Source organism: Glycocaulis abyssi (assembly GCF_041429775.1).
GTDB classification, from domain to species: Bacteria; Pseudomonadota; Alphaproteobacteria; order Caulobacterales; family Maricaulaceae; genus Glycocaulis; species Glycocaulis abyssi.
Genome location: NZ_CP163421.1, coordinates 807,579 through 834,167 on the forward strand (window position 1 = coordinate 807,579; position 26,589 = coordinate 834,167).

A 26,589-nucleotide genomic window follows, 5' to 3' on the forward strand; every position below is an offset into this window, starting at 1 on the left:
ATGCTGACGCGTAGACAGACCCTGGCCCTTGGTGCGGGCGGCCTGGCGGCGATGGGGGCACCGGGCCTCGTCATGGGCCGGGAGGATCGCGGACCGTCCCTGCACGAGCTGGCACAGGCCAAGGGGATGCGCTTTGGCAGCGCCATCGGGGTGAGCCCTCCGGGCACGGTTTCCGGGGCCTTCCACGATCCGCAATACCGCCAGCTTCTGATCGATGAGTGCGGCGTTCTGGTCCATGAGAACGAGCTGAAATGGTATGTCGCGCGGCCTGATGCCGAGACATTCGATTTCGAACGCGCCGACATCATCATGGATTTTGCCGAGGAAAACGGCATGGAGATGCGCGGTCATACCTTGCTGTGGCATCACACCAACTGGTTTCCTGACTGGATAAACAATCACGATTTCGGCTCGCGCCCGGCCAGTGAGGCCGAACGCATGCTGACCGAGCACGTGCGTACGCTGGTCGAGCGCTATAAGGGCCGCATCTATTCCTGGGATGTCGTCAACGAAACCATCGACGAGGCCGGGCGTTTCCGCGAGACGGCGCTATCGCGCCATCTCGGTGAGGAGGTCATCGATCTCGCCTTCCACGTCGCAAAGGAAACCGATCCGGACGCCGAGCTGCTCTATAACGACTATATGAGCTGGGAGGCTGGCTATGAGCGCCAGCAGGAGGGCGTGCTGCGCCTTCTCGAGCGTCTCAAGGCTCGCGGCGTGCCTGTCGACGGCCTTGGCGTGCAGAGCCATATCGGCTCTGGCAATTATGACTACTCCACCGGCTTTGATACCGCGCGTGAGGACACCTGGCGGCAGTTCCTCGATGCAGTGGTCGCACAGGATTTGAGCCTCTCGATCACCGAGTTTGACGTGCACGACAAGAATCTGCCCGCTGATATCGAGACGCGGGACCGGGAGGTGGCCGAGCTCGCCCGGCGCTATCTCGACCTGATGTTCTCCTATCCGCAGACCAAGGACATCCTCGTCTGGGGCATGGCCGATCAGTATTCCTGGTACCAGGAACACTGGGTGCGCGAGGACGGGGTGGCCAAGCGCCCGACGCCCTATGACGAAAACTTCCAGCCCAAGCCGCTGCGCCAGGCGATTGCCGACGCGCTGATAGCCGCTGAACCGCGGCCATAAGGCCCGTTGAGCAAGACAATATGGGGAGGAATGTCATGGACTTGAGATATGTAGCGGCGCTGGCGGCCTTGCTGGGTGTGATGGGGCTGGCGGCTTGCGAGGAGCCTGCCGCCGAGATGGCGCAACAGACCGCGCTGGACGAGGCTTCTGAAAATGCACCCGAAGCGCGCGGTGTGCTCGTGGATCTGCCGCCCGAAGCGCGCGCCAATCCGGATGTCTGGCCGCGTTCGGCGACGCCGTCTGCCATCACCGATGAGGCCGCTGAAGCCTTTATCGACTCCCTGCTGGCTGAGATGACGCTAGAGGAGAAGGTTGGCCAGACCATTCAGGCCGATATCTCTGCCATCACACCTGAAGACATGGCCAATTATCCGCTGGGATCGATCCTGGCGGGCGGTAATTCCGCCCCTGGTGGGCGCAACTGGGCGAGTGCGGAAGACTGGGTGCAGCTGGCGCGCGATTTCCGCGCGGCGGTCGACGCACGTGAAGGTGCGCGCATCCCGCTCATCTTCGGCATCGACGCCGTACACGGACATAACAATGTCATCGGCGCGACCATCTTCCCGCACAATATCGGCCTTGGCGCAGCGCGGAACCCGGAACTGGTGGGCCGTATCGCCGAAGTGACCGCGCTCGAAGTCGCCGCCACGGGCGCCGACTGGACGTTCGGCCCCACGGTGGCTGTTCCGCGCGATCTGCGCTGGGGACGCACCTATGAGGGCTATGGCGAGGATCCCGAAATCGTGGCGAGCTATGCCGGTCCGGTCACGCTTGGCCTGCAGGGCGAGCTGCGCGCGGGCGAGGTGCTGGGCGTAGGCCGCATTGCCGGGTCTGCCAAGCACTTCCTGGCCGATGGCGGCACGGTGGACGGCGTGGACCAGGGCAACGCCCCGATCTCGGAAGAAGAGCTGATCCGCGTGCACAATGCAGGCTATCCGCCGACCATTGATGCGGGCGTGCTGACCGTCATGGCCTCCTTCTCCAGCTGGAACGGGGTGAAGATCACCGGCAATCACACGCTGCTGGACGATGTGCTGCGTGGGCCGTTGGGCTTTGAGGGCTTTGTCGTCTCCGACTGGAACGCCCACGGCCAGATCCCCGGCTGCACCAATGAGAGCTGCCCGGAAGCCTTCAATGCGGGTATCGACATGTTCATGGCGCCCGATAGCTGGCGTCCGCTCTACTACAGCACGCTCGAACAGGTGCGTTCCGGCGCGATCACCATGGAACGTCTGGACGAGGCGGTGCGCCGCATATTGCGTGTGAAAATCCGTGCGGGGCTGTTCGAGACCGAACGCCCGCTGGAAGGCCGCTATGACCTTATCGGCGCGCCGGAACACCGCGCTGTCGCCCGCGATGCGGTGCGTCAGTCTCTCGTGCTGCTGAAGAATGATGGTGTCTTGCCGGTCCGCGCCAATGCGCGCGTGCTCGTCGCGGGCAGCGCGGCGGACAATATCGGCCAGCAATCAGGCGGCTGGACGCTGAGCTGGCAGGGCACCGGCACCACGAATGCCGACTTCCCCGGCGCCACCTCCATCTGGGGTGGCATCGAGGAAGCCGTGACGGCTGCCGGTGGCACCGCCGTGCTCAGCGCCGATGGCAGCTATGATGAAGCGCCGGATGTGGCAATCGTGGTGTTCGGCGAGACGCCCTATGCCGAGTTCCAGGGCGATCTCGATCATCTGGCCTTCGCCGATCCGGAGCCCTTGCGCGTGCTGCGGTCCTTGCAGGAAGCTGGCATCCCGACCGTCTCGGTGTTCATCTCGGGCCGTCCGATGTGGACCAATCCGGAGATCAACGCCTCCAACGCCTTTGTCGCGGCCTGGCTGCCGGGCAGTGAAGGCGGCGGAGTGGCCGACGTTCTGATCGGGGATGATGCGGGCGAGGCTCGGTATGACTTTACCGGCACGCTCTCCTTCTCCTGGCCGCGCCATGCGCTGCAGGCGCCGCTGAACCGGGATATGGACGATTACGACCCGCTTTTTGCCTACGGGTTTGGCCTGACCTATGCCGATGATGGCGCGCTGGACGTGCTCTCTGAAGAGTCCGGCGTGTCCGGCGATGCTGCCAATCCGGACAGGTATTTCGTCGAAGGACGCTTCATCGCGCCATGGTCGCTTCTGCTGCGTGATGAGGGCGGGGACAGCCGTCCGGGCCTTGCCCCTTCGGGTGAAAGCCCGCGCGGGGCTGTGGCCATGCGCACTGTGGATGGGTCGGCGCAGGAATCTGCCCGTTCGCTGACCTTTACGGGTCCAGCCCGGGCGCTGGCCTGGGGTACGGCGGTGGACCTGACCCGACAGGCCAATGGCGAGATGGCACTGCTGCTGCGCTACCGCGCCGACAGCACGCCGGAGGGGCGTGTGTGGCTGGGTGTGGGCGAGGCGGAAGTCGACCTCACGCCCTTCATGGCTGAAACCGGCAGCTGGCAGGAAATCAAGGTGCGCCTGTCCTGCTTCCGCGATCTTGGTACCAGCATCAGCGCCGTGGAGGAGCCTTTCTCCCTGCGCGCCGATGGCGTGGCCGCGATCAGCTTTGAAACCGCGCGTCTCGCTTCCAATGAGGGCGATGCCATCTGCCCGGCGGAGTAGGGGTTCAAGTTTTCCGGGTGTGGTTTCTCCCACCGCTTGCGGGCGGGGTGAGAAGCGAAGCTTCGAACGCGCGAAGCGGCGAGGGGGGGATAATTAAATAAAGTCCCCCCTCCGGCCTTTCAGGCCACCTCCCCCGTAAACGGGGGAGGACATCGCTGTTGCCGGAATGACGCGAGGTTTACCCACCTCACTCCGCATCCAGCCAGCCTGCGACCCAGAAGAGCGGCGCGTTCCAGTTAATCGCCACCTCGTTCATGGCGTAGGAATCGATATGGTCCGCCCAGCAGGCTTGCGGCGCGCAGGTGCCGCGCATTGTCTGCGCGATCGGGTCTGACATGTTCTGATTATTCGGCCCGCCCGACAGAATGCCCGCTGGCGGCAGCGGGAAGGCGGGGTCAGCCGCATGCGCCCAGAAGCGGTGATGCGGATTGCGCATCGGCCGCTCGCCATAGCCCGATACATAGGACTGATCGAGCGCATTGCGCCCCATGATGTAGTCCATCACATCCACGACCGCCTCGCGATAGCGCGCCTCACCGGTGATCTCGTGCGCGAGCGCGATAACGACGGCCCGGTTGAGCAGATTTGAGGTCGAGCCCCAGACATAATCGCCGGGGCCGAACGGGATGGCGTAGCCCTCGCTATTTCGCACTTCGAGATACGCGTCTGCCGCCGTGACGAGATGGGCGCGGGCCGTCTCGCGTTCGGCAGCGGTGAGGCCGGTTTCCACCATGGCAAGCGTGATGGTGCCGAGCGCGCCGACGCTCGGCCAGGCAATGCTGCCTGTGGGAGAGCCTTCAACGCCAGGCGCGCCTAGGAAATGCGGGGAGGCGCGCAAATCATCAAGATAGCGCTCTTCGCCCGTGGCGGCATAGAGTTCGGCGGCGGCCCAGTAGAACTCGTCGCTCACATCGCTGTCGCCATATCCGCCCCCGCCATCGAACGTGCCGGGGGTGTAGATATCCGGATTGGCGAGCGCGGCGTCATAGGCGCGGATAGCGGCGGCAAGTGCGCGGCTGGCGTACCCGGCGTCCACATCGGCCCAGGCCCGTGCGCCAATGGCGGCGGCAGCGGCGAGATTGAGCGTGGCGGCTGTGCTTGGCGGATAGAGATAGCGCGGTACATCATCGGTGTGCGGCGCGTAGGGCAGGGGCGTCCAAACCTCGTTATGGGTCTTGTGGTGGGCCATGCCCGAAACATCGGTGGGCGTGAAGACCAGTGGCTCACCACGCGTCAACGGACCCACCGGCATGTCCATGGTCACCCCTTCGGGGATCTGCATGGCCAGCATGAAGTCCAGATTCCAGCGGATCTCATCCAGCAGGTCGTTGACGCCATTGCCCGCCTCCGGGATGGGCAGTGTGCCATCGCCATAGGCCGTGCCAAAGCGGGTATAGGCGTCCAGCAGTGTCCACACCGTGATGCCGCTATTGACGACATACTTGCCGTGATCGCCCGCGTCATACCAGCCGCCGGTCACGTCCAGCGAATGATCGCAGCCCGCCCAGTGATTGCCGGCTGTGTCCTCGCCGGAAAAGCAGGTCAGTACCTCGTTCTCGTGTGCGGCGGGGCGGGCAAGGTCTGGCCGCTCTACATGGCGTTCCTCAATCGCGATCCCAGCCCGGTTCTGGTGGAAGAGGTTCAGCGAGTCCTGTGCGAGTTCCTGCCATGGCCGCTCTGATACCGCGAACGGGCGGCTCTCCTCGCCATTGACGATCAGGCGGTAGCCTTCGCCCGCCTCAATCGCGCCGGAGAAGCTGATCTGATGGGTGCTCTCGCCGGAGGACTCATCGGCGCCGAAGGGTGTAGTTTCCCCTGTCACCACTACCGCGCCGGAGACATCCACAAGTCGCCAGGAGAGCGGCGTGACAGCGTCGCTAACAAGGATCGCGCGCTTGTGCCCGCCCGCTTCAAACCCGATCTGGCTGAGGCGTAGCGCTCCCGGCTCATCGGCAATGGCAGAGGCCGTCATCAGCGCGGCAAGGCCCGCTCCGGCCAGCATGGAAAAGCGTGTCATGTCCCGTCCCCCTTTTTTATCGATTGGTGGTCTCGCCTGTGGCGAGAATACCCCTTACTGGCGTGCTGGCTCTTCTTGGCCTATTGGTAGCGCTACCATAAACGTTGACAGGGCAAGGGCCGGGGGTCAAGCAAACCGGCGCTGGCGAGGACGGGCGAGGGAGGGTGGCATGAGAATTTGGGTGCTTTCGCTGATCTGGCTTGGTCTCTTTTCCGGCGTGCTAGGCGCTACCGCCAGAGCCAATGAAAACCCACCGCTTCTTTCGTCGTTTTTCTCTGACGGGATGGTGATCCAGTACGGACAGCCGGTAACTCTCTGGGGGCATGCAGAGCCGCTCGCGGCGATTGACGTTTCGCTCAATACGCATCGCCAGGCCGTGACAGCCGACGCCGGGGGGCGCTGGGTTGCCACGTTTGAAGCGCTTGAGGGCGGCGATACGGTCGATCTCGCTGTACGAAGCGGAACACGCCAGGCGCGCGTCTCCGATGCCCGTGCCGGCGAAGTGTGGCTGTGCGCCGGACAGTCGAATATGGAATTTCCGGTCAGGCGGGCGCTCAACCCGGATACCGAGCTGGCATCAGCCAGTGATCGCGGGCTGCAACTGCTCTCCATTCCCCGGACCAGCCAGTTGCAGGCCATGCAAAGCCTGCCGGAAGGCACCGCATGGGTAGCATCCACGCCGGAGACGGCGGCCAGGTTTTCGGCCATCTGCTACTTCTTCGGACGCGATAGGCGCGCGCAAACCGGGCTGCCGGTCGGCCTGATCGATGCGTCCTGGGGCGGCTCCCAGATCGAGGCGTGGATGAGCGCAGAGGCCCTGTACAACGCCGGTGTGGCGCAAGAGGGGCTGGACCTGCTGGAGCTCTATGTCAGCGATCCTCGGGCGGGCATGACCCGCTATGGCGATATCTGGGAGGCATGGTGGAGGGCCGGATCTGATCCGTCATTGCCATGGGAGGATGCCCCCGGACCGTGGGCGCCGGTGCCGGACTTTGCAGACTGGCGCGGCTGGGACGATGAGGCGATGCGCGGCCATCTCGGCATGGTCTGGTACCAGACCCGGTTCGATCTTTCCGCAGAACAGGCCGCCAGCCCGGCTACGCTCTCGCTTGGCGGAATCGATGAAATTGACGCTGTCTGGATCAATGGCCGCTTTCTGGCGGGGTCGTTCGGCTGGGGCACGCCGCGCACCTACACCATTCCAGCCGATATGCTCCGTTCCGGGCAGAACACGCTGAGCGTCAACGTATACAATAGCTGGGGTGCGGGCGGCATGACCGGGCCGGCGGCTGACCTCGCTCTCAGCTTTGACGGCGCGCAAACGCTTCCGCTCGATACCGGCTGGAGCTATCAGCGCGTCGATCCCGCCCGCGGCGCGCCGCCAGCCATGCCGTGGCAGTCGATCGGCGGCCTTACCGGGCTTCACAATGGGATGATTGCACCGCTTGGTCCGGCGGGGCTCGCAGGCGTGCTCTGGTATCAGGGCGAGTCCAATACCGGCCGGCCGGAAACCTATGAAGCCTTGCTTGCGGCCCTGCTGACTGGCTGGCGCGGGCAGTTCGGGGCTGATTTGCCAGTCGCCGTAATCCAGCTGGCCAATTTTGGCCAACTGCGCGGCGAACCTGCGCCCTCTGGCTGGGCGGGCGTGCGCGACGCGCAGCGGCGCATCGCTGAAGCAGACCCGCTGACCGGGCTGGTGGTTGCCATTGATGTTGGTGACCGCTTCGACATCCATCCGCCCAACAAGCAGGCTGTGGCCCAGCGGGCCTTGCGGACGGCGCGTTTTCTGGCGGGGGAGAGGATTCCGGCGCCCTGGGGGCCTCGTCCTTTGCGCGCAACCTCACAGGGTAACGCCATCCGCGTGGAGTTCGCGGCAGATGGGGCGTTGATGCTCGCTGGCGGCAATGTGGCCACGGGGTTCGAGCTATGCGATGAGGCGCTGACGTGCCGGTTTGTACCGGGGTATCTGGCTGGTCCGTCGTCGGTTCTTTTGGAGTCCGGGGCGGAACCGCGGCCGGTCCGGGTCCGCTTTGGCTGGGCCGATGCCCCGATCCTCAATCTTTATGATGAAGCTGGCTTGCCAGCTGGACCGTTCGAGCTTGAGATGCCGCCATAGGATTCACGCCTCAAGACCAGCGGACAGGGTCGATGCGCTTGCCGCTGCTCTCTCTTTGTCAACATTGGCACAATGAGGCTGAGAGGCGGTGTTGGAGCGAAGTTCGTTCAAGAATTGTGGAAATCTTGAACATCGGGGAGGTGCATAGTGGTGGCTGCGCACCACTTTTGAAAGCACCGGCTGTGAAGCCGATTTAGAATTATTGCCCGCTCTGAGTACAGAAATATTCAACGTCTTCCCCACGCACCAGCTTTTCGTCGCGCACCGGCCTCGCCAGCCCGGCGAGCGGAGCCATCGCGTAGCTCGGCGAGCCGGGCCTTACACCCGCTTTTTCCGACCGCGCGGCGTTGTAATTGGAGGCTGACTGATCAGTGTTGGAGCGATCCCCGAAGCACGATCAGCGGCAGCGACGCTGCAACATGCTCTGACACCAAGCACCGGGATGTCCTATCCCGCGATAGAAAACGATATGTGTGGTTCAATCGATGGGCCCCTGTGGTGTGGAAATTCGCCAGCGGAGGGCTGGCGCACTCACACGAAACAGGTCCGTATAATGTTCACGATTCTGAGACTGGCCACCGCGCGGCAGTCCAGATGATGAGCAGCGTGGCGATGATTTCGACCGACACGATGAACTGGTAGAATGGCGGGGACCCGAAAAGCGTCAACGCCTGGATCGCGGTGTAAATGGCCCCCAACAGCATGTTTAACCACCGGGAGGCATGTGACGGTAACATTGAGGACAAGAAGATCATGCTGGCCGGGATGGCCATGACCACTGCGACTCCAAGCAGGGTCAGGTCTGTAGCCTCTCCAAGCGGCCCCAGCGATCCGGCCGACATCTCGTCAATCATGCCGGGCGTGAACATGACAAGATAATCATTGTAGATGTACAGCGACATCAGGGATGCCCACAATAAAGACAACCTGACTGGGGCCGGTACGCGGACTTTTTCAATGGACCGTTTGGCGTTCTTTTTCACGATTCAGCCCTCTCGTTCACTGAAGGGTGCTTCAGCGGTTGGAGGTGTATCGTATCCATTCCTCTATGTATGGAAATTGACAATTTCTGTATAAATGCCATTCATTATTGAATGGGATGGAAATCCGTCAGTTTCGACTGGAATCGCATGCGGGCCTTTCTCGTAACCGCGGAAGAGGGGTCTTTGTCAGCAGCGGCGCGCTCTCTCAATAGTTCGCAGCCCACGATTGGCAGACAGGTGTCCGCACTGGAGGATGAGCTTGGCGTGGCGTTGTTCGAACGGGTTGGCACCCGGCTGGAACTGACCGCGGCCGGGCTTGAGCTGGTGCAACATGCGCAGGCCATGAGTGATGCGGCAGCCCGCGCATCGCTGACCGCTTCGGGACAGTCGCAGGCTATCGAGGGCAGTGTGTGTATATCGGCGGGCGAGATGTTCGCCGGTCATGCGTTGCCGCCCATCATCGAGAAACTGCGCAGGCAGGAACCCGGTATAGAGATCGAAATCGTCGCATCGAACAGCACCAGTGATTTGCGGCGCCGTGAAGCGGATATCGCCTTTCGTGCTTTTCAGCCGTCACACGCGGATATACGGCTGACGCATCCTGATCTGTTCGCGGAGAAAGTGTGTGATATGGCGAGCCGCTTTTACGCCTCGTCCGACTATCTCGAGAGAGCAGGCTATCCCCAGACCAGGGAAGCGCTGTGCGGGGCTGATTTTATCGATTTTGATGATACCGGCGCGTATCGCGGATATCTCAACCAGCTCGGTTTCAACCTCGCGCCTCGCAATTTTCCGGTGCGCGCGGAAAGCCATCTTCTGCAGTGGGAGCTTGCGAAGCAGGGTGTCGGCATTGTGACGACTCTGGAAATGATCGGTGATGCCGAACCCTCCATGCAGCGGGTTCTGCCGGACTTTGCGATGGTCCGTTCAATGTGGTTGGTGATGCACCGTGACCTGAAAACCAGCCGGCGCGTCAAAATGGTATTTGATTATCTCTACAGCGAGCTGAAGGCGATCTGCCCTGGCACCTGATGCCGGGGCGAGGGGCAGCAGGCGTGTAACCGAAAGCGCGTCTTGCACGAACTGGCAGGTGCAAGCCGGTGCGCAAAGCCCGTACCGGCCGATCAACCGATTGGGAGACCTGCCATGTTCATCAAGACCCTTGCTGCCGGCACTATCGGCGCTTTTGCCCTGGCCACATCCGCGCTGGCCAACGAACCGTTCACGCAAGAGGCGTTTTCCGCGGCTCAGGCGCAGAACAAGCCGATCCTTGTCGAGGTCGCGGCCGACTGGTGCCCCACCTGCCGCCGTCAGGCCGCAGTGATTGGCTCCCTTCGAGATGAGCAGCGCTTCGACGGACTGGCTGTGTTCCGTGTGGATTACGACGATCAGCGCGATGTGGCCCGGCAGTTCCGCGCTACGACCCAGAGCACGCTGATCGTGTTCCGGGGGCAAAACGAGACCGGGCGCGCGGCCGGGATCACCAGCGAAAGCGATATCGCCGCCCTGATCGCCACGGCCTACGCCGACTAGCGCAGAAAACGCTTCATCCCACACCCTGCCGGAGGCCTCGTCCATGGGTCCTGAAAGCTATGTGTTCGGTTTCCTGGCCGGAACACTGTCCATTCTCTCGCCGTGTATATTGCCGCTGCTGCCCATCGTTCTGGGCGCAGCGGCCAGCAAGCATCGCTATGGGCCGCTGGCTCTGGCCGCAGGGTTGACCGTCTCGTTCACGGCTGTCGGCCTGTTCGTGGCCACCATCGGTTTTGCCATCGGGCTTGATGGCGAGATCGTCCGGCAGGGTAGCGGGGTATTGCTGGCGGCGGTTGGGCTGGTATTGCTGGTCCCGGTCTTTTCCGCCCGCTTTGCCACGGCGGCGGGTCCGGCCAGCAACTGGATCGAAAGCCGCCTTGGCGGTGTGGGCGATAATGAAGGCCTGGCTCCGCAATTTGCCATGGGGCTGGTACTGGGCACGGTCTGGAGCCCGTGTGTCGGGCCGACGCTGGGCGCTGCCTCGCTGCTCGCCGCGCAAGGCCAGTCGCTTGGGCAAGTGGGTCTCGTCATGCTGCTCTTCGGCCTCGGCGCTGCCCTGCCGCTGGCGATTATCGGGCTCGCCTCGCGCGAGGTTCTGATGAAATGGCGCACCCGCATGCTGGCTGCCGGTTCGATGGGCAAGATGCTGCTCGGCGGCTTCCTGCTACTGATCGGCGTTCTCGTCGCGACCGGCATGGACAAGGCGCTGGAAGCCTGGCTGGTCGAGCTGTCGCCCGAATGGCTCACCCGGCTGACCACCAGCCTGTGAGCTGCGCGCTCAACACGATGTGATCTGGAGAGTGAACGATTATGCTGGCCGTTGCCGTCCCATCGCCTAGTCTGCCACGTGTGTCGGTGGCACGCAGTGCGCGCGCCTCGGGCGCCGCCGGGCAGGCATGCGGGGAGAAGGCCGTGACGAGCGAGGCTGATGCCAAGCTGAGGGCGCTGATGGTGCTTGCCCAGGCCGGTGACAAGGCGGCCTATCGCAGCGTGCTCGACACCGCGCGGGCGCAGCTCGCAGCCTATTTCCGTTACCGCCTGAAGGAAGATCCGGCCAGCGCGGACGATCTCGTGCAGGAAACCCTGATCGCCATTCACACCAAACGCGCCACCTATGATGCGCGCCATCCCTTCATGCCCTGGCTGTACGCCATCGCGCGCTACAAGCTGATCGACCATTACCGGCGCTACCGTTTGCGGCGTACCGAACCGGAGGAGGTTGCGGGCGGCATTGCCGATGAAACCGACGATACCCGCGCGGCGATGGCCCGGCTCGATCTGGAGACACTGCTTGCCCGCCTGCCTGCCGGTCAGGCCGAGGCCATACGCCGGACGAAGCTCAACGGGCAAAGCGTCAGCGAAACCGCCAGCGCCATGAATATCAGCGAGTCCCTCGTGAAGGTGAATGTGCATCGCGGCCTGAAAGCGGCAGCATCCCTGGTGGGACTGAAACAGGTGGACCGGTCATGACGCGTCTTATCGATGAACTTGTTGATGGACTCGAACCGGCTCCTTCACGTCCGGCCATTGCCATATTCGGTCTGCCGCTGGCAGTGGCAGCGCTTTTGCCGCTGGCCGCGATCGTCTTCTATTACGGCTTGCGTCCGGATATGGGCAGCGCCCTTATGGCCATGCCCTTCTGGATCAAGCTGGCCCTGCCGGCCATTCTGGTGGCCGCGGCAGGTGTTGCGCTCGCGCACCTGTCACGCCCCGGCACACCGGCCGGACCCGGCCTGGTGATCGCGCTGGCCGCCATGGCCATCTTCGCCTTGGCGGGCCTTGCCAGTCTTGCCAGCCTGCCCGCCGAGACGCGCCTGCCTGTTCTGTTCGGTCAGTCCTGGCAGAAATGCCTGATGAGCGTGGGCGCGTTCGGACTGGCCTTCCTTGCAGGCGGGTTCTGGGCGCTGCGGCGTATGGCGCCGGTACGACCGCACCTTGCCGGATTTGCGCTGGGCCTGGTGGCCGGTGGGCTGGCTGCCGCGCTCTACTCGCTGGCCTGCAATGAGGACGCCCTGCCATTTATCGCTAGCTGGTACCAGCTAGGCATACTGGCCGTCGCAGGGATGTCCACCCTGATCGCACCGCGCATCGCGCGCTGGTAGGGCGTGTCGGCCAACTCGGGCAAGGAAAGGCAAAGCCCATGACCAATTCGCCCGATACACATCCTGCGGCTGTAGAAAATGTCTACGCGCATGCCGGGCTGAAGGCGGTTTTTATCAACTGCACACTCAAACCGCCCGCAGAGCTTTCCCATACCGGCCTTTTGATGGAGGCGTCAGCGAAAATCATGCGCAAGGCGGGCGTCAGTGTGGACCTTATCCGTCCGACTGCGCATGCCATCGCGCCGGGCGTGCAGCCCGACATGACAGAGCATGGCTGGACCCGCGATGACTGGCCGGAACTCTGGCCGCGCATCCTTGCCGCCGACATTCTGGTGATCGGCACCCCGATCTGGCTGGGTGAGGAGTTTTCTCTCTGCCGCCTGATTATCGAACGCCTCTACGCCATGTCGGGAGAGCTCAATTCCAGCGGTCAGTCCATCTATTATGGCAAGGTCGGCGGTTTGGTGGTGACCGGTAATGAGGACGGTATCAAGCACTGCGCGATGTCGGTGCTCTATGCGCTGGGCCATCTGGGCTACACCATCCCGCCCCAGGCCGATTGCGGGTGGATTGGCGAGGCCGGACCCGGGCCCAGCTATGGAGATGACGGCGCCGGGTTCGACAACGACTTCACCCGGCGCAACACCACGATAATGACGTGGAACCTCATGCACATGGCGAATCTGCTCAAACAGGCAGACGGCCTGTCGTCTATGGGCAATGACCGCCGCGCCTGGCAGCAGGGTCACCGTTTCGGTTTCGAGAACCCCGAATACCGGTCCTGACGCAAAAAATGCGGCCCGGCGTGTAACCCTTCCTCCTACCGGTGCGAACAGACAGGTGTGACCCGGTGCGGTCACATTCTGTCCAACACCGGAGGAGACACTCCCATGAAGTTTACTCACGCTCTGTTCGCGGCTGCAGCAGCTACCACGCTTGGTGCAGCAGCGGCTCACGCTGACGAAGAAATGCCAAACGAAGACGGTATGGAGCGCTGCTACGGCATCGCTCTGGCCGGCGAAAATGACTGCGCGGCCGGTCCCGGCACGACGTGCGCGGGCACTTCCACGGTCGATTTCCAGGGCAATGCCTGGACGCTGGTCCCTGAGGGCACCTGCGAGGACATCCAGACGCCGTACGGCCCGGGCTCGCTCGAAGAGATCGAGCGTCCGTAGTCCGCAGCAGCTTTCCGGATGCATCTCATGGTTCATCATCCCCCCGCGATGACCGGTCCTTATCCCCCCAGTGCCGGGATCGGTTTGAAGCCCGCCCATTACCGTGACGTCCTGTCCGTTAATGCGTCCGGTTTCTGGGTCGAGGTGCATCCGGAAAACTACATGACGCCCGGCGGGCCGCGCCATCAATGGCTGGCCGCCATCCGCGAGGCACATCCGTTATCCCTTCACGGTGTGGGCCTGTCTCTTGGTGGCCTTGACCGGCCCAGCCGGGCGCATTTGCGGGCCCTGCGCCTGCTTGCCGAGCGTTATGCGCCTTTCGAGATCTCCGAGCATCTTGCCTGGTGCGCACACGACGGCGAGCACTTCGCCGATCTTCTGCCGCTTCCCTATACACAGGCCGCGCTGAAACGCTTCTGCGAGCATGTGGACGAGACCCAGGAGGCGCTCGGGCGGCGCATACTCATCGAAAACCCGGCGCTTTATGTGGCGCTGAACGGCGAGATGGGTGAGGCCGAGTTCCTCGCCGAAACCGTGCGGCGCACCGGGTGCGGACTGCTGCTGGATGTGAACAATGTCCATGTCACCGCGCACAATACCGGCCGCGACCCTTACGCCTTCATCAATGATCTGCCCGCCGCCGCGATTGGCGAGATTCACCTCGCCGGACACGCTCCCGATACGCGCGAACCCGGCCTTTTGATCGATACGCATGGCGCGTCCATCTCCGGGGAGGTCTGGGCATTGTATGCAAAGGCACTCGACCGGTTCGGGGCCGTGCCCACGCTTATCGAGCGCGACAATGACATCCCGCCCTTCGCTGATCTCATGGCCGAGCGCAACCGCGCTGCCGGGATGATGATGGCGGTACGTGCTGCAACACACCGTGAGGCAGCTCATGTCTGACGCGGCCGATAGAGGGTTCTACAAGGCGTTCGCAGTGATGGTTGCAGGCCGTGATGCGCCGGACCTGGCTGCTTTTCTGGCAGACAGCCCGGCGCCGGGCCTTGCCGTTTACCGAAATAATGTGGCCCGCGCTGCGGTCGAAACGCTGGCCCGGGCCTACCCGGCCGTGCAGCGCCTGGTCGGTGAGCGCTTCTTCTCTGCCATGGCCGCCGCCTTTCGCGGCACCAGTCCGCCCCATAGCCCAGTATTGGCTCTATATGGCGAGGGATTTGACGGGTTCATCGAACAGTTCGAACCGGCATCCAGTCTTCCCTATCTGCCCGATATTGCACGGCTGGACCGGGCCTGGTTGCTCGCTCATCACGCGCCGGACAGACCAGCCCTCGAGATGCGGGACATCATTGCGGCAGGCGATGGCGCCCTTGCCAGCTTACGTCTCGGCCCGCATCCGGCAAGCCAGATACTCGCCTTCGACCTGCCCGCCTATTCCATCTGGCGGACCAATCGCGAAGACCGCCAGGTCAGCCGGATACGGCTTGCCGATGGCGCGGAGACGGCTCTCGTCTGGCGGCAGTCCGGAGAAGTGCGTCACCGCAAGACCAGCGCCGGGGAGCATGTGCTCCTCAATGCGCTCTTCTCCGGTGCTGCCTTTGAGGAAGCCTGCGCGGCCGCCCATGCCATCGCCCCCGGCAGCGATCCCGTTTCTGCGGCCTTCAGCCTTATCCGGGCCGGTGTTTTTGAAAGGACTCCATGATGACGAGCTCCAACCCGGTTGCGCCTTCGCAGCCTGCCCGAATGTTCGCAACCCTTCACCGCCTCCATGGCAAGGCTGCCGCCCTGGCCGAACGCATCATCGCGCACGACCTTCTTTCCCTGTTCATGCGGCTCACGATTGCGGGCGTCTTCTGGCGCTCCTTCCTGACCAAGGTGGAGACATTTGGTGTCTGGCGTTATGTCGAGGTGATCAACGATTTCGAGATCGAGAAGTTTCACATACGTCTGCCCGAGCTGCCGCTGGACATGAAGGCAACGACCCTTGCCCAGTTCCGTGGTGATTTCGCCTTGCCGCTGCTGCCTGCCGAGCTCGCGGCCTGGATGGCGACCCTTGGCGAGTTCATTCTTCCGATCCTGCTGGTTATCGGCCTGTTCACCCGGTTCGCCGCAGCCGGCTTGCTGGTGATGACACTCGTCATCCAGATTTTCGTGTTCCCGGATGCCTGGTGGGCAACCCATGCGCTTTGGGCGGCCATGCTGCTCTTCATCATTGGCCGCGGGCCAGGACGCATCTCGATGGATCATCTGGCCGCCCGCCTCGTGTCCCCGCGGGCGTCCGCATCATGAAAACGCCGGATCGGCATATCGAGCCGCTCTCCATGCGGCTGCTTCCTTCGGGCCGGTTTGGACGTGTGGCGCGCGTCGAGCTGACCGGGGAGAACGTGCCGGCGGTGAGCCTTGAGAATGCGCAGCACATCTCGGCCCATATCGGCCAGAAGAAATATCAAGGTCTGGCCATGGACTGGCGCGCCTGCGTGATGACTCACAACGTGGCCGAGCTGACCGAGGTCGCGATGGCGTTCGGGTCACATCTGCCTGCCGGTTTACGCTTTGCCGTTATTCATCGCCCTGATCAGCTGGCTCACGCCATCAAGATGACACGAGTCCTCGCATCAAGCGGGTTCACCGCGCGCGCTTTTGCCCTGGAGGCCGAAGCGCTGAAGTGGCTCGATCAGCAAGATGAGGCAATCTGATGAGCCTGTTTCCATCCCTGCCTGCCGACGCCCATCTGAGCGATGTCTTCAAGCGTTTTCCCAAAGGCTTGCGACCGCTCCTTGAGCTGCATGACGCGCTGCTACGGGACGATGGCGCGCTGACAATCGCCCAGCGCGAACTGATAGCCGCCTATGTGTCGGGTCTGAATGGCTGCGATTTCTGCTATGGGGCCCATACGCTGATGGCGCAGGCATTTGGTGTTGAGCCGACACTTCTTGAAGCGCTTGTAACCGACCTGGACGCCGCGCCCGTGGACGACAGGTTGAAGCCCCTTCTGCGCTATCTGTCTTATCTGACGCGCACGCCCTCACGGATACCCCGCCCTGCAATCGATGAGGTGCACGCTGCCGGATGGAGTGACGAGGCGCTTTATGAAGCGGTCTCTGTGTGTGCGCTCTACAACTATATGAACCGCATCGTGGAGGCAGCGGGTCTCACCCCGGGTCTGGAGTACCAGAACCCGGATGACAGTGCCCTGAAGCAAAGGCGCGGCTCGACCTATGTGCAGTGGGGAGAGCGCACCGGAATCCTCCCTCCCAGCCCCTGATTTCATCGGTGCGGGCAGCGCGCAGCCTGTCCCGCCAACTTGACCCGCTGCGTCCCCCACAAACGAGGCCTGCAATGACACACTACACCTTTCAATCGCTCAAACCGCTCCAGACCAGCGAGGCAAAATCCCCCGCCAGGGAGGTCATGGATGGGGCCCAGCAGAAAATGGGCATGGTCCCCAATATGTACCGGACCATGGCCAACCTGCCTGCGCTGCTGGGCAGCTATGCCCACGGGTATGACCTGTTCCGCCAGCAGAGCGGTTTTAATGCGCCGGAGCAGGAAGTGGTCTTCATCACAATCAGCCGGGAGAATGGCTGCAAGTATTGCGTCAGCGCCCATAGCTTCCTCGCTGATAATGCGTCGGGCCTTGCCAAAGAGGTCACCGATGCCCTGCGCGATGGCAAGTCCCTGCCAGATGCAAAACTCGACGCGCTCACCCGGTTCACCAAGGTCATGTTCGACACGCGCGGCTGGCCCGCGAGGGAAGACGTCACGGCGTTCCTGAATGCAGGATACGAGGAAAGGCACGTTCTCGGCATCGTGCTGGCCTTGAGCGTCAAGACCATCAGCAATTACGCCAACCATCTGTTCGATACGCCGCTGGACGCGCCGTTCGAAAGCCGCCGCTGGGACGGCTGAGCCGTCTAGAAAGCCAAAAAACCCCATCGTCATCCGGCGGATCGCCTGATCCGAACCCTTTTGCTCGGACTGATATCATGCATTTCGACCCGATATTGACGCTTGCCGGGCTGTCGCCCGTTCTGAACGACGCCATACACAGCTACTCCGGTATAGCGATGGGGCTCGGTGCTCCGATTGATGTGTTGAGCTTTGTCGCGCGATTTGTCGTCGGCTTCATGTTCTTCTGGGCCGGGTACACCAAGCTTTTCCGTCCTGATCGCCGCCGCATCATGCACCAGACATTGCGGGAGGCGGGCATTCCTCTGCCCTGGCTAAACACCTGGTTCGTCTCGGCCAGCGAGTTCGTGTTCGGCTTCCTCTTTCTTGTTGGTGCGTTCACGCTTCTTAGCGGTGCCGTGCTGGCGGTGATCACCTTCGTGGCCTTCATGACGGTTGGCCGGAAGCATATTGAATGGGGTGGCCCGTTCTTCTCCCTGTCCGGCCTGCTTTATAATTCGGAGATCATGATCCTGGTGTTCATCGCACTGGTAGCGCTGTTTGGCCCCGGAGCGCTCAGTGTGGATGCGGCGATCTGGCAAGATGCAGGGAGCCGTCAATGGCGCTGATCACCACCCGCTCAACCCTGACCTGCCCGCAATGCGGATATCTCGCGCGCGAGGAAATGCCCGCCAACGCGTGTCAGTACTTTTATGACTGCCGGGGGTGCGGGCGTGTGTTGAGGCCACTGCCCGCCGGTGCAGACCGGCAAGGGCGACTGCAACAACTGACGCAGATAACGTACGCGGCTGTAACCTTTCGCCCGCTCATACGAACAAGCCGGTGCCATCAATCCTGCGGGATTCCGGCGTTCGGAGGAGATACCCTATGCAGTCCTGTGCCATTACCACATACGTTTCAAATATGCTGTCACGGCAGCCGGAAGACGCCCGGATTAATTCGCTCTTGCGGACGGCCTTGCTTGCCAACGCAATCTATTCCGCTGCGAGCGGCCTCGCCGCTCTCATATTCGCGAGTGGGCTGTCGGGGGCCTTGCTGACGCTCGGCGCAATTGCCGGAATATCCACGGCGGTAGTTCTGGGAAGCATCGGCGCTGGTCTGGTTGCCTTTGCCATCTTCGTGGGCTGGGTGGCACGCAATCCGGTGAGCAGGCGGGGGCTCGTCATTCTTATAACCGTGCTCGATACCGCATGGGTCGTGCTGGCAGCAGGGCTGCTGGGTCTGACCGGTCAAGCATTCACAAACACCGGGGTGATTGTGGTGATAGCCACAGCAATTCCTGTCGGGCTATTCGCCGTCGTGCAGATGGCCGCGCTGACCAGTTGGCGTTCACCGGCGGCCAGATAGGGCAAGTGATCTACCGCGCGATAATGCGCACCCTGTCATTATGGCCGGTCTGCCCAGCGCGTGAACAACACACGGACGAACCAGAAATCCGTCAGTACAACAATGATGATGACCGGTGCGGCAAGAAGAAACGGAGTCTCGCGAACCGGCTCGGGGAACACTTGAGGCTGACCGAGAAAGAACGATGAGGCGGCGGTAAAGAGGGCGAAGCCCATTCTCCAGACATGCCGGGCGATGCGCTGGCGGCCCGCAAGACCGCCGCGCTGAATGACAGTCCAGTCAAGCACGGCACTCAACAGGGCTATGCCGCCATAAAAGAAATACGTCCCGGCCGGAATAGGTGCGCCAGCCGCATATTCCGTAAGGTCACCGCGCGCGACCATCATGCCGAAGATCAGGCAGCCTGCCGCCGCAATGATTGCGAAGGCCATCGCAGCCCATTCAGCGCGTCCGGCCTGATTCTCCCTTCGCCTGACAGTCAGCCAGGCAGTTGCGACCTGATAGGCGGTAAGTGTGCCTGCGGCGGCCGATAGAGCAGCTGGAATGTCGAGGGCAATGAGCACGCCGCTTATGGCCATAACCAGCATGGTAAGCGTGAATATGTTGCCCGCCCCTCTATGCGGACCGCTGCCCTTGCGGGCCCCTAACGCGACCAGCCCGGTCAACAGCGCAACCGAGCCGGACAAGATATGAATTACAAGCAATGGCCTTACCTCTCGCCAATGGCAGACCCGCCAGCCGTCCAGATGTCGGCTGCTGGCAGGACACTCTAGACTGAGGCGTAGCCATGCGATTTTATCGTGTAAATTGACAATTAATGCACAAGCTATATGCGTAATTGCATGGAGTGGCGATCAGTGCAGTTCGACTGGAATAGAGCCCGCGCGTTCCTCGTGGCGGCGGAAGAGGGCTCTCTGTCAGCGGCGGCGAACGCACTTGGGCTGACACAACCGACCCTTGGACGTCAGGTGAGAGCCCTTGAGCAGGAACTGGGCGTCGAGCTGTTCAAGCGTACCGGGAAAAGCCTCGAGCTTACTGCCAGCGGGTTCGAGCTGATCGAACATGTGCGGGCTATGGGGCTGGCTGCCAGCCAGATGTCGTTGGCCGCTGCAGGGCAGACCCAATCCATAGAAGGGGTGACGCGCATTTCTGCCAGTGAGGTCGCCGCCGCCCATGTTCTGCCCGATGTGCTTGGGCGAGTGCGGCGAACGGCGCCTCAGATGTCGGTCGAGGTGCTGGCAACGAACAGCACGAGCGATCTTCTCCGCCGCGAAGCGGATATTGCATTGCGGGGGTTTCGACCGGAACAACCCGACCTGATCGCAAGGCGGGTACAGGACTCCCGGGTTCGTCTTTATGCCACGCCTGAGTATCTGGCCCAGCTGGAACAGGTTGATGGCCAACCCAATCTCCTGGCGGCCGAATATATCGGGTTTGACGACACAGAGCGGCTCATTGACCTTCTGAACCAGCACGGTTTGAGCGTTAGCTACCGCAATTTCCCGCTTCTGACGCTAAACCAGCTGGTTCAATGGGAGTGGGTGAAACGCGGCCTTGGCATTGGGTTGATGCTGGAAGCGGTGGGCGATCTTGAACCGTCAGTCCAGCGGGTCTTGGCTGACCATGATCCGATACTGTTTCCAAGCTGGCTGGTTGCCCACCGCGGATTGCGTACAAGCCGCCGGGTAAGGCTGGTCTTTGACCTGCTCGTCGCGGAGCTGGGTTAGCCGTTGCAGCCGTAAACTCGCTTGGCGGCATGATTGGCGAAACTCAGGCTGGGCCGGTTCCACCAGAAATGCACTGTGGCCGCTTTCCTCTGACAGCACCCGTGGATGCCCTACCGCGCCAGTATATACATCAGAAGCCGCAGCCGTGTACGCCACACACCCGGTCGTCGCGACGCATGCCGCAGCGCCTCCAGCGCGTCCGTATCATACCAGTACCCGTTCGCCATGACGCCAAGCGGTCGGCGCAGGACCTGGAAATCTTCGCGCGGATCGGCGCCGAGCAGCACAAGATCGGCAGCGAAGCCCGGCGCGATCCGTCCGGTGCTGACCTCCGGCGTCAGGATCGCAGCCGCATTCACTGTGCCTGCACGCAAGGCAGCGTCCGGTGTCAGTCCGGCACGCACCAGCGCCTCCAGCTCCTCGATGGCCGAGACGCCATGTGGCGTGGCCATCACGCCAGCATCGCTGCCGAGAAGGAGCGGAACACCGGCATCGTGCAGCATGCCGGTGAATATCTCGTACGCCGTCTGCATGTGGAGCCGGTCGGTTGTCTCCTGGCTGGCCCAGAAGTCGTACTCACCGCGCTGGCTGTCGAGTATGACCGGGTTGAAACCTGCCATGTCGCTACGCTCAAGATGGGCGCCGCGCGTTTCCACGATACCGGCAAGATTGGCGTGCACGATCAGCGTGGGCGTCACCGTCGCGCCGCCGCGCGCGATATCTGCCGCGAGGGCGCGCATGCGTTCAGGATCAATATCGTCATTCAGGGCGTGCCAGATGATAGATTCAGCGTGCTCTATGGTCAGGAAACCGGCGGCCAGAGTGTCGTCGATGGGTATCGGGTCCGCCTCCGTGCCCTCAACCGGGTGACCCGAGACGGTCATGTCCAGCTGGCGGGCCTCGTCGAGAATGGCGGCTAAGCTCCCACGCGATACGTTGGAATAGAGTTTGAGATGGCGATAGCCCTGCCTGTATTGCCGGCGTACGGCCTGACGCGCCTCGTCAGGCCCCGAGATCAGTGTCTGAAGCGGATTGGTGTTCCGCCCACCGCGCTCATTGAGGATCGGCCCGGTCGTGAGCAGGCGCGGCCCGGCGAGACGCCCATCGGCGATGCGCTGTGCCATTGGCAGATGGAAAGGCATGCCGGCGAGATTGCGCACCGTGGTCACGCCATGCACCAGATTGGCCGCCAGATCAGCTTCGTCGAAGATGTGCACATGCATATCGATCAGGCCGGGCATCAGTACGAGCCCCGTCCCGTCGATCACGTGGGCGTCCACCGGCATGCCATGGCTTGCCAGATCGCCCACAGCCTCGATCAGTCCGCCGATGACAAGCAAGTCCTGCGGCGGGTGCAGCGTGTCCTCATCCGGATCGAGCACAGCGACATCACGAATGAGGTAGGCGGACGCCCGCTCGGGCCGGTCCAGCGCCGACGGTACGCCGCATGCGGCCAAATGCGGCAAGAGAGCAAGCCCCAAAAAAACGATCAGAACGGCTTTTAACTGGGTCATGCCCGTCTCCTTGTTGCTCAAGACGGGCAAGCCTGGAGGGGGAAAGGAGTCCGGTCGTCCGAAATCCGGATTCAGGACGTGCGGAAATTTCCGGAAAGCCCGGGCCAGACCGGATCAGTCGGCAGACGAGGCGCCGGACAGAACGCTGCGGCGGGCTGCGAGCCAGTGCGTGGGCGTCTGTCCTGTCTCGCGCTTGAAAACCGCATTGAAGACTGACTTTGAACTGAAACCGGCGGTGTAGGCGATATCCAGCACGCTGCCGTTGGACTGACCGGCGGCGGCCTCCTCCAGCATGGCGCAGACATCTTCAAGGCGTAGCGCGTTGATATAGTCGTTGAAATTACGTCCTGTAGCCTGCCGTATGGCCTGTGAAACCTGGCGGTCGGGTAGTTGCACTGCGGTGGCCAGCTCGGCCCGCGTCAGGCGCGGTTCGCTATAGAGCGCCTCTTCGCGCAATACCCTCTCAATACGCGCGAACACCGTGTGATCGGGAGCAGGAATGGCCTGTGACGGGGGCTGTAGCGCGAGCTGTTCCGGCGGCGGCGCTTCGCCGCCCAGACTGCCCGGCGCCAGACCTTCAAACAGGCTTTCGCGGCGCACAGCCAAGCCGACCAGCGCCGCCGCCATGGCCAGCGATATGCTGAGCTGGACGACATAGGCTTCGGTCGAGGCGAGCCAGGGCCAGTCACCGTGCAGCCAACGCCCATCAATGCGCAGACTGTCGAAACCACCATTCACGACAAACACGGTGATCATCGCGTAGAGCAGGTTCAGCCGCACACGCGCCGCATCCGAGCGCCGCTCCGGCAAGGCCTTGTGAAAACGGTGCACCAGCCAGGCCGAGGCGCCGGCATAGGCCAGCAAGCTCATCCGCGCGCCATGCTCGACAAGGTCAAGCTGCGAGCCGGTCAACGTTAGCCCGGCGAGGAAAGGCAGACCGTGCAGCATATCGGCCGGGCGCAGGGCCGGACCGGCGAAGATCAGACTTCGGACCAGCAGATAAAAGAGGGGCGGAAAGAGCAGGCGGAATGCTGGTGTGACAAGCCAGACCTCCCGGAATCCGGCGGCTTCCTCCAGCAGGTTGAACACCATCAACGCTGCCGTCATCGCCATCAGCGCCGCCGCTGCGTGCAGGCGCGGCAGGCCCAGGCTCAGCGCCAGGCCGGTCAGGGCAATAGTGGCTAGCGCCACTTGAATGAGATTGGCGAGGTTAACCTCCATCTGGACTGGTTAGCTCAACACCGGTCGCCGCGGAAGCATGAGGCTGACCGGGACACACACGCAAGCGGGCACGAAGAGAATGACGATGGCGCTCTCTAGAACGCAGTTATCGCCCCGTCATCAGCGATGTCAGCCTGCGAGAAGCGCCGTCCACGATCAGGTAGAGGCTGGGGATCACGAGCAGTGTGAGCACGGTCGCCACCAGAAGCCCGCCAATCACGGCGAGCGCCAGCGGCTGCATGATCTCTCCGCCCGGCCCGGCGCCGAAGGCCAGTGGCGACATGCCAAGCGCGGTCGTGGCTGTGGTCATCAGAACGGGCCGCAGGCGCGCCGTGCCTGCAGAGACCACCGCACGCGCCGGTGACAGGCCACGCTCCCGGCGTCCCTTCTCGATATATTCCACCAGCAGGATGGCATTGTTGACCACAATGCCGATCAGCAGGATCGCGCCAATCATCACCGGCGCGGACAGGGGCGTGCCGGTCAGCACCAGTGCCAGCACCACGCCGGTGATCGCCAGCGGCGCTGTCGCGAGGATAACCAGCGGATTGGAGATGCGCTCATACTGCACGGCCATCACCACGAAGACGAGGAAGAGGGCGAGCAGGACAACGGTGGTCAGCTCCCGGTTGGTTTCCTGAATGGTCTGCCACTGGCCCTCGAAGACGAGGCCGATCTCGTCTGGCAGGTCCATGTCCGCCAGCCGCCCTTCCACCTGCGCCATCACGGTGGAGACATCGGAGACGGCGGTATTGATCTCTCCGTTTACCCGCACCACGCGGTTCTGGTTATCGCGCTCGATATGGGCAGGACCGGCACCAAGGCTGATCGTGGCGACATCACCAAGGCGCACCGGCGCACCTTGCGGGCGGAAGAGGATGAGATTGGCGAGCGCCGCGCTGTCACCGGTCTGGCTGCGTGGCAGGCGCACGCGCAGCTCGTATTCCTGCGCATCGGCCATGAAGCGGGTCGGCACCGCGCCATCGACCGCAGCACGCACCGCGGCGCCGATCTCGGAGGTGCGCAGGCCCAGCGCGCTCGCCCGTTCGGTGTCCACGCTGATGCGCATGAGCGGGCTTTCATCCTCGCGGCCAACCTCCACACCTTCCAGACCGCGGATACCCTGCAGGCGCGCGCTGATCTGGCGGGCGGCCTGCCGGGAGAGGGTGAGGTCCTCGCCAACGACCGAGATGGAGAAACTGCCCTCGCCGGGGCCGAAATTGAGCCCTGAGATCGACGGCGGGCGGACCCAGATGCGCGCGCCGGGAATATCGAGGGCCTCAAGGGCCTCGCGCATATTTGCCACCCACACACCGGCTGGCATTTCAGGCCGCTCGCGCGCATCGGTCAGCTGGACACGGATATTGGACGTGCCGGGGCGCTCATTGACGATACCGCCGCCCAGATGGCCGCCAACCAGCGTGAACATGGACTGTACATAAGGGTCAGCGCCCAGAACCGCCTCGATCTGCCTGGCGGCTGCGTCGGTCTCGTGTGGTGGACTACCCGGCGGCAGAGACAAGCGCACCGAGACCTGGCCATCATCGACCTGTGGCAGAAACTCCGTGCCAAGATTAGAGCCCAGCCAGAGCGATCCGGCAAAGACAGCGAGGGCTGCGGCAATAACGGCGGCCCGCCAGCGCAGCAGGCGCGGCAGCACACGCCGGTAGCGGCGGCGCAGGAACTGCACACCGCCATCGAAGGCCCGGATCGGGCGTGATCCCGCAAGCCCGCTTTCGAACCGCGCACGGCTGACAAGCACGGCCAGCATCGGGGTGAGGGTGAGCGCGGCGGCGAGCGTGGCGATGATGGCAAAGGAGATGGTCAGCATCAGCTCGCGGAAGATGAGCGCGGCGAGGCCCGTAATCAGCAGGAAGGGCACAACGGCGGCGAGATTGGTGAGCGTGCCTGCGATGATCGCACCGGCCACTTCGCCTGCCCCGTCATGGGCCGCGCGCTCCGGATCCTTGCCCAGCTCCTGCCGGTGCCGGTGGATGTTTTCCAGCATGACGATGGAGTTATCGAGCAGGAGGCCGACACCGAGCGCCAGCCCGCCCAGCGAGATGATGTTCAAGGTCAGACCGCCCAGCCCCATCATCACGAACGTGGCCAGAAGGGCGATGGGTATGGCCAGCCCGATCACGAAGCTGCGCCGCAGGCTGCCCAGGAAAAACAGGACAAACACCATGGCCAGCACACCGCCCAGAATAGCAGCGCTCGCCACCGAGCTGACGGCGGAGCGGATGAAAAAGGCGGTGTCGCCGATCACCTCGAAGACGATATCGTCAGGGATGAAGCCGGAGCGGGAGAGCTGGCCGATGGCGTCATTGACCTCGTCGACGACCTCGACGGTGTTGGCGCCTGGCAATTTGAAAACGGAAACCTGCACCGCAGGCGTGCCATCGAGCCTGGCAAACAGGCGCTGCTCGCGATGACCGTCCCGCACCTCGGCCAGTTCTGACAATGGAATGCGCCGTCCATTCCCGCCCGGCAGGTTGATCAGCACATTGGCGACATCTTCAGCGGAGGTGAAAAGCCCGTCGGTCTTGGCCATGACATCAAAGCTGGCGGACGTTACCCAGCCTGCAGCGATATCGACATTTTCATCGGCCAGCGCGTCGATCACGTCCTGCATGGACAGGCCGTAGGAGGCCAGCCGGTCCTGATCGACCAGAACCTCCATCTCGCGCACCTGACCACCCGCCGCTTCCACGCCGGACACCCCGCCAATAGCCAGAAGCTGGGGCGCGAGACGGCGTTCCACCCATTCATTCACCTCAACCTGCGAGCGGGTGGGGGAGCTGAAACCGGCTGTCCAGACCGGGGCCTGGGACGGGTCACGCTTGTAGATGCGCGGCGGCTCGATACCCGGCGGCAGCTGGGTGCGCGCCAGTTCCAGATAGCGCGAGGCATCCTGCAGGGCGATATCGAGATTGGTGCCGTAATCGAAGTGCAGATTGACATTCGTACGGCCTTCAGACGCCCGGCTGTCTATCCGGATAAGGTTCTCGGTGGCCGCCAGATTGCTTTCCAGCACCCGCGTGATCTGCTGTTCCATCACTTCGGGAGCGGCGCCCGGATAGTTCACCGTCACGGTAATCTGCGGGTATTCGATCCGGGGCAGGAGATCGACGGGCAGGCGGGTGACAAAGAACAGGCCCAGCACCAACACGACAGACGCAATAGCCAGCGTGCCGACCGGCCTGCGTATGGCATGATGGACTATGCCGCCGCGCTGGGAAGGCTCAGCCATCGG

25 protein-coding genes and 1 pseudogene are annotated in these 26,589 nt (G+C 63.0%); 20 read left to right on the forward strand and 6 right to left on the reverse strand.

All coding sequences use genetic code 11. The annotated features are described in order from the left end of the window. A complete protein-coding gene (locus AB6B38_RS03970; protein WP_371394468.1) occupies positions 1-1,143 on the forward strand; it encodes an endo-1,4-beta-xylanase in 1,143 nt (380 codons plus the stop codon). A 35-nt stretch (positions 1,144-1,178) separates the two neighbouring features. Next, entirely contained in the window at positions 1,179-3,731 is a 2,553-nt protein-coding gene (locus AB6B38_RS03975; protein WP_371394470.1) for a glycoside hydrolase family 3 N-terminal domain-containing protein, read from the forward strand. Positions 3,732-3,918: 187 nt separating this feature from the next. Here AB6B38_RS03975 and AB6B38_RS03980 read toward each other — a convergent pair whose 3' ends face one another. Next, on the reverse strand, positions 3,919-5,748 hold the full coding sequence (locus tag AB6B38_RS03980; RefSeq protein ID WP_371394472.1) for a glycoside hydrolase family 9 protein: 1,830 nt from the start codon (positions 5,746-5,748) through the stop codon (positions 3,919-3,921). 169 nt (positions 5,749-5,917) lie between these two features. Here AB6B38_RS03980 and AB6B38_RS03985 point away from each other — a divergent pair, with 169 nt between their 5' ends. Then, positions 5,918-7,864: a sialate O-acetylesterase gene (locus AB6B38_RS03985; protein ID WP_371394473.1), complete on the forward strand. Its 1,947-nt coding sequence runs from the start codon at positions 5,918-5,920 to the stop codon at positions 7,862-7,864. A 557-nt stretch (positions 7,865-8,421) separates the two neighbouring features. On the opposite strand, the gene AB6B38_RS03990 is transcribed toward AB6B38_RS03985, so the two are convergent. Continuing rightward, positions 8,422-8,847 (reverse strand): DUF6326 family protein, encoded by a 426-nt coding sequence (locus AB6B38_RS03990; protein ID WP_371394475.1) that lies wholly within the window; start codon positions 8,845-8,847, stop codon positions 8,422-8,424. Between the two features lie 147 nt (positions 8,848-8,994). Here AB6B38_RS03990 and AB6B38_RS03995 point away from each other — a divergent pair, with 147 nt between their 5' ends. The 16 genes and pseudogenes from AB6B38_RS03995 (at position 8,995) to AB6B38_RS04070 (ending at position 18,871) form a co-directional block, all read left to right on the forward strand. After that, entirely contained in the window at positions 8,995-9,879 is an 885-nt protein-coding gene (locus tag AB6B38_RS03995) for a LysR family transcriptional regulator (RefSeq protein WP_371394477.1), read from the forward strand. 114 nt (positions 9,880-9,993) lie between these two features. Beyond that, entirely contained in the window at positions 9,994-10,380 is a 387-nt protein-coding gene (locus AB6B38_RS04000; RefSeq protein ID WP_371394479.1) for a thioredoxin family protein, read from the forward strand. 43 nt (positions 10,381-10,423) lie between these two features. Beyond that, entirely contained in the window at positions 10,424-11,149 is a 726-nt protein-coding gene (locus AB6B38_RS04005; protein WP_371394480.1) for a cytochrome c biogenesis CcdA family protein, read from the forward strand. Positions 11,150-11,190: 41 nt separating this feature from the next. Beyond that, positions 11,191-11,850, forward strand: a complete 660-nt coding sequence (locus AB6B38_RS04010; protein WP_371394481.1) for a sigma-70 family RNA polymerase sigma factor — start codon at positions 11,191-11,193, stop codon at positions 11,848-11,850. Further along, positions 11,847-12,482, forward strand: a complete 636-nt coding sequence (locus AB6B38_RS04015) for an NrsF family protein (RefSeq protein WP_371394482.1) — start codon at positions 11,847-11,849, stop codon at positions 12,480-12,482. The genes AB6B38_RS04010 and AB6B38_RS04015 overlap by 4 nt, the downstream gene beginning before the upstream one ends. Positions 12,483-12,520: 38 nt before the next feature. Beyond that, complete coding sequence (locus AB6B38_RS04020) at positions 12,521-13,267, forward strand: flavodoxin family protein (protein ID WP_371394483.1); 747 nt, start codon at positions 12,521-12,523, stop codon at positions 13,265-13,267. Positions 13,268-13,372: 105 nt separating this feature from the next. After that, the gene (locus AB6B38_RS04025) at positions 13,373-13,657 is read left to right on the forward strand and encodes a DUF2282 domain-containing protein (RefSeq protein ID WP_371394484.1); all 285 of its coding nucleotides are present in this window, start codon (positions 13,373-13,375) and stop codon (positions 13,655-13,657) included. Positions 13,658-13,684: 27 nt separating this feature from the next. Further along, on the forward strand, positions 13,685-14,563 hold the full coding sequence (locus AB6B38_RS04030) for a DUF692 domain-containing protein (RefSeq protein ID WP_371394485.1): 879 nt from the start codon (positions 13,685-13,687) through the stop codon (positions 14,561-14,563). Continuing rightward, on the forward strand, positions 14,556-15,317 hold the full coding sequence (locus AB6B38_RS04035; RefSeq protein ID WP_371394487.1) for a putative DNA-binding domain-containing protein: 762 nt from the start codon (positions 14,556-14,558) through the stop codon (positions 15,315-15,317). Before AB6B38_RS04030 ends, AB6B38_RS04035 begins: the two co-directional genes overlap by 8 nt. A gap of 41 nt (positions 15,318-15,358) precedes the next feature. Beyond that, the gene (locus AB6B38_RS04040) at positions 15,359-15,904 is read left to right on the forward strand and encodes a DoxX family protein (RefSeq protein ID WP_371394488.1); all 546 of its coding nucleotides are present in this window, start codon (positions 15,359-15,361) and stop codon (positions 15,902-15,904) included. After that, complete coding sequence (locus AB6B38_RS04045; protein ID WP_371394490.1) at positions 15,901-16,311, forward strand: hypothetical protein; 411 nt, start codon at positions 15,901-15,903, stop codon at positions 16,309-16,311. Before AB6B38_RS04040 ends, AB6B38_RS04045 begins: the two co-directional genes overlap by 4 nt. Next, positions 16,311-16,880, forward strand: coding sequence for a carboxymuconolactone decarboxylase family protein (locus AB6B38_RS04050; RefSeq protein WP_371394491.1), 570 nt, complete (start codon positions 16,311-16,313; stop codon positions 16,878-16,880). Before AB6B38_RS04045 ends, AB6B38_RS04050 begins: the two co-directional genes overlap by 1 nt. Positions 16,881-16,954: 74 nt before the next feature. After that, complete coding sequence (locus tag AB6B38_RS04055; protein WP_371394492.1) at positions 16,955-17,524, forward strand: carboxymuconolactone decarboxylase family protein; 570 nt, start codon at positions 16,955-16,957, stop codon at positions 17,522-17,524. A 77-nt stretch (positions 17,525-17,601) separates the two neighbouring features. After that, the gene (locus AB6B38_RS04060; protein ID WP_371394493.1) at positions 17,602-18,132 is read left to right on the forward strand and encodes a DoxX family protein; all 531 of its coding nucleotides are present in this window, start codon (positions 17,602-17,604) and stop codon (positions 18,130-18,132) included. Further along, positions 18,123-18,257, forward strand: a pseudogene (locus tag AB6B38_RS04065) (GDCCVxC domain-containing (seleno)protein); the annotation flags it as partial. The gene AB6B38_RS04060 and the pseudogene AB6B38_RS04065, both read left to right, overlap by 10 nt. Before the next feature lie 134 nt (positions 18,258-18,391). Then, positions 18,392-18,871, forward strand: a complete 480-nt coding sequence (locus tag AB6B38_RS04070; protein ID WP_371395116.1) for a hypothetical protein — start codon at positions 18,392-18,394, stop codon at positions 18,869-18,871. A 38-nt stretch (positions 18,872-18,909) separates the two neighbouring features. Here AB6B38_RS04070 and AB6B38_RS04075 read toward each other — a convergent pair whose 3' ends face one another. Next, entirely contained in the window at positions 18,910-19,575 is a 666-nt protein-coding gene (locus AB6B38_RS04075; RefSeq protein WP_371394494.1) for a DUF2306 domain-containing protein, read from the reverse strand. A gap of 138 nt (positions 19,576-19,713) precedes the next feature. Between AB6B38_RS04075 and AB6B38_RS04080 the strand changes: the two genes are divergently transcribed. Next, positions 19,714-20,598 (forward strand): LysR family transcriptional regulator, encoded by an 885-nt coding sequence (locus AB6B38_RS04080; protein WP_371394496.1) that lies wholly within the window; start codon positions 19,714-19,716, stop codon positions 20,596-20,598. A gap of 110 nt (positions 20,599-20,708) precedes the next feature. Here AB6B38_RS04080 and AB6B38_RS04085 read toward each other — a convergent pair whose 3' ends face one another. The 3 genes from AB6B38_RS04085 to AB6B38_RS04095 form a co-directional block, all read right to left on the reverse strand. Then, entirely contained in the window at positions 20,709-22,112 is a 1,404-nt protein-coding gene (locus tag AB6B38_RS04085; RefSeq protein ID WP_371394498.1) for an amidohydrolase family protein, read from the reverse strand. A 114-nt stretch (positions 22,113-22,226) separates the two neighbouring features. Then, positions 22,227-23,333, reverse strand: a complete 1,107-nt coding sequence (locus AB6B38_RS04090) for a helix-turn-helix domain-containing protein (protein ID WP_371394500.1) — start codon at positions 23,331-23,333, stop codon at positions 22,227-22,229. A 106-nt stretch (positions 23,334-23,439) separates the two neighbouring features. Next, entirely contained in the window at positions 23,440-26,586 is a 3,147-nt protein-coding gene (locus AB6B38_RS04095) for an efflux RND transporter permease subunit (protein ID WP_371394502.1), read from the reverse strand. Positions 26,587-26,589 lie beyond the last annotated feature (3 nt).

Bases quoted from the DNA above. Each gene is read 5' to 3' on its own strand.
- AB6B38_RS03970 (WP_371394468.1), top strand. From the start codon at position 1: ATGCTGACGCGTAGACAGACCCTGGCCCTTGGTGCGGGCGGCCTGGCG.
- AB6B38_RS03975 (WP_371394470.1), top strand. From the start codon at position 1,179: ATGGACTTGAGATATGTAGCGGCGCTGGCGGCCTTGCTGGGTGTGATG.
- AB6B38_RS03980 (WP_371394472.1), bottom strand. From the start codon at position 5,748: ATGACACGCTTTTCCATGCTGGCCGGAGCGGGCCTTGCCGCGCTGATG.
- AB6B38_RS03985 (WP_371394473.1), top strand. From the start codon at position 5,918: ATGAGAATTTGGGTGCTTTCGCTGATCTGGCTTGGTCTCTTTTCCGGC.
- AB6B38_RS03995 (WP_371394477.1), top strand. From the start codon at position 8,995: ATGCGGGCCTTTCTCGTAACCGCGGAAGAGGGGTCTTTGTCAGCAGCG.
- AB6B38_RS04000 (WP_371394479.1), top strand. From the start codon at position 9,994: ATGTTCATCAAGACCCTTGCTGCCGGCACTATCGGCGCTTTTGCCCTG.
- AB6B38_RS04005 (WP_371394480.1), top strand. From the start codon at position 10,424: ATGGGTCCTGAAAGCTATGTGTTCGGTTTCCTGGCCGGAACACTGTCC.
- AB6B38_RS04010 (WP_371394481.1), top strand. From the start codon at position 11,191: ATGCTGGCCGTTGCCGTCCCATCGCCTAGTCTGCCACGTGTGTCGGTG.
- AB6B38_RS04015 (WP_371394482.1), top strand. From the start codon at position 11,847: ATGACGCGTCTTATCGATGAACTTGTTGATGGACTCGAACCGGCTCCT.
- AB6B38_RS04020 (WP_371394483.1), top strand. From the start codon at position 12,521: ATGACCAATTCGCCCGATACACATCCTGCGGCTGTAGAAAATGTCTAC.
- AB6B38_RS04025 (WP_371394484.1), top strand. From the start codon at position 13,373: ATGAAGTTTACTCACGCTCTGTTCGCGGCTGCAGCAGCTACCACGCTT.
- AB6B38_RS04030 (WP_371394485.1), top strand. From the start codon at position 13,685: ATGGTTCATCATCCCCCCGCGATGACCGGTCCTTATCCCCCCAGTGCC.
- AB6B38_RS04035 (WP_371394487.1), top strand. From the start codon at position 14,556: ATGTCTGACGCGGCCGATAGAGGGTTCTACAAGGCGTTCGCAGTGATG.
- AB6B38_RS04040 (WP_371394488.1), top strand. From the start codon at position 15,359: ATGTTCGCAACCCTTCACCGCCTCCATGGCAAGGCTGCCGCCCTGGCC.
- AB6B38_RS04045 (WP_371394490.1), top strand. From the start codon at position 15,901: ATGAAAACGCCGGATCGGCATATCGAGCCGCTCTCCATGCGGCTGCTT.
- AB6B38_RS04050 (WP_371394491.1), top strand. From the start codon at position 16,311: ATGAGCCTGTTTCCATCCCTGCCTGCCGACGCCCATCTGAGCGATGTC.
- AB6B38_RS04055 (WP_371394492.1), top strand. From the start codon at position 16,955: ATGACACACTACACCTTTCAATCGCTCAAACCGCTCCAGACCAGCGAG.
- AB6B38_RS04060 (WP_371394493.1), top strand. From the start codon at position 17,602: ATGCATTTCGACCCGATATTGACGCTTGCCGGGCTGTCGCCCGTTCTG.
- AB6B38_RS04070 (WP_371395116.1), top strand. From the start codon at position 18,392: ATGCAGTCCTGTGCCATTACCACATACGTTTCAAATATGCTGTCACGG.
- AB6B38_RS04080 (WP_371394496.1), top strand. From the start codon at position 19,714: ATGGAGTGGCGATCAGTGCAGTTCGACTGGAATAGAGCCCGCGCGTTC.
- AB6B38_RS04085 (WP_371394498.1), bottom strand. From the start codon at position 22,112: ATGACCCAGTTAAAAGCCGTTCTGATCGTTTTTTTGGGGCTTGCTCTC.
- AB6B38_RS04090 (WP_371394500.1), bottom strand. From the start codon at position 23,333: ATGGAGGTTAACCTCGCCAATCTCATTCAAGTGGCGCTAGCCACTATT.
- AB6B38_RS04095 (WP_371394502.1), bottom strand. From the start codon at position 26,586: ATGGCTGAGCCTTCCCAGCGCGGCGGCATAGTCCATCATGCCATACGC.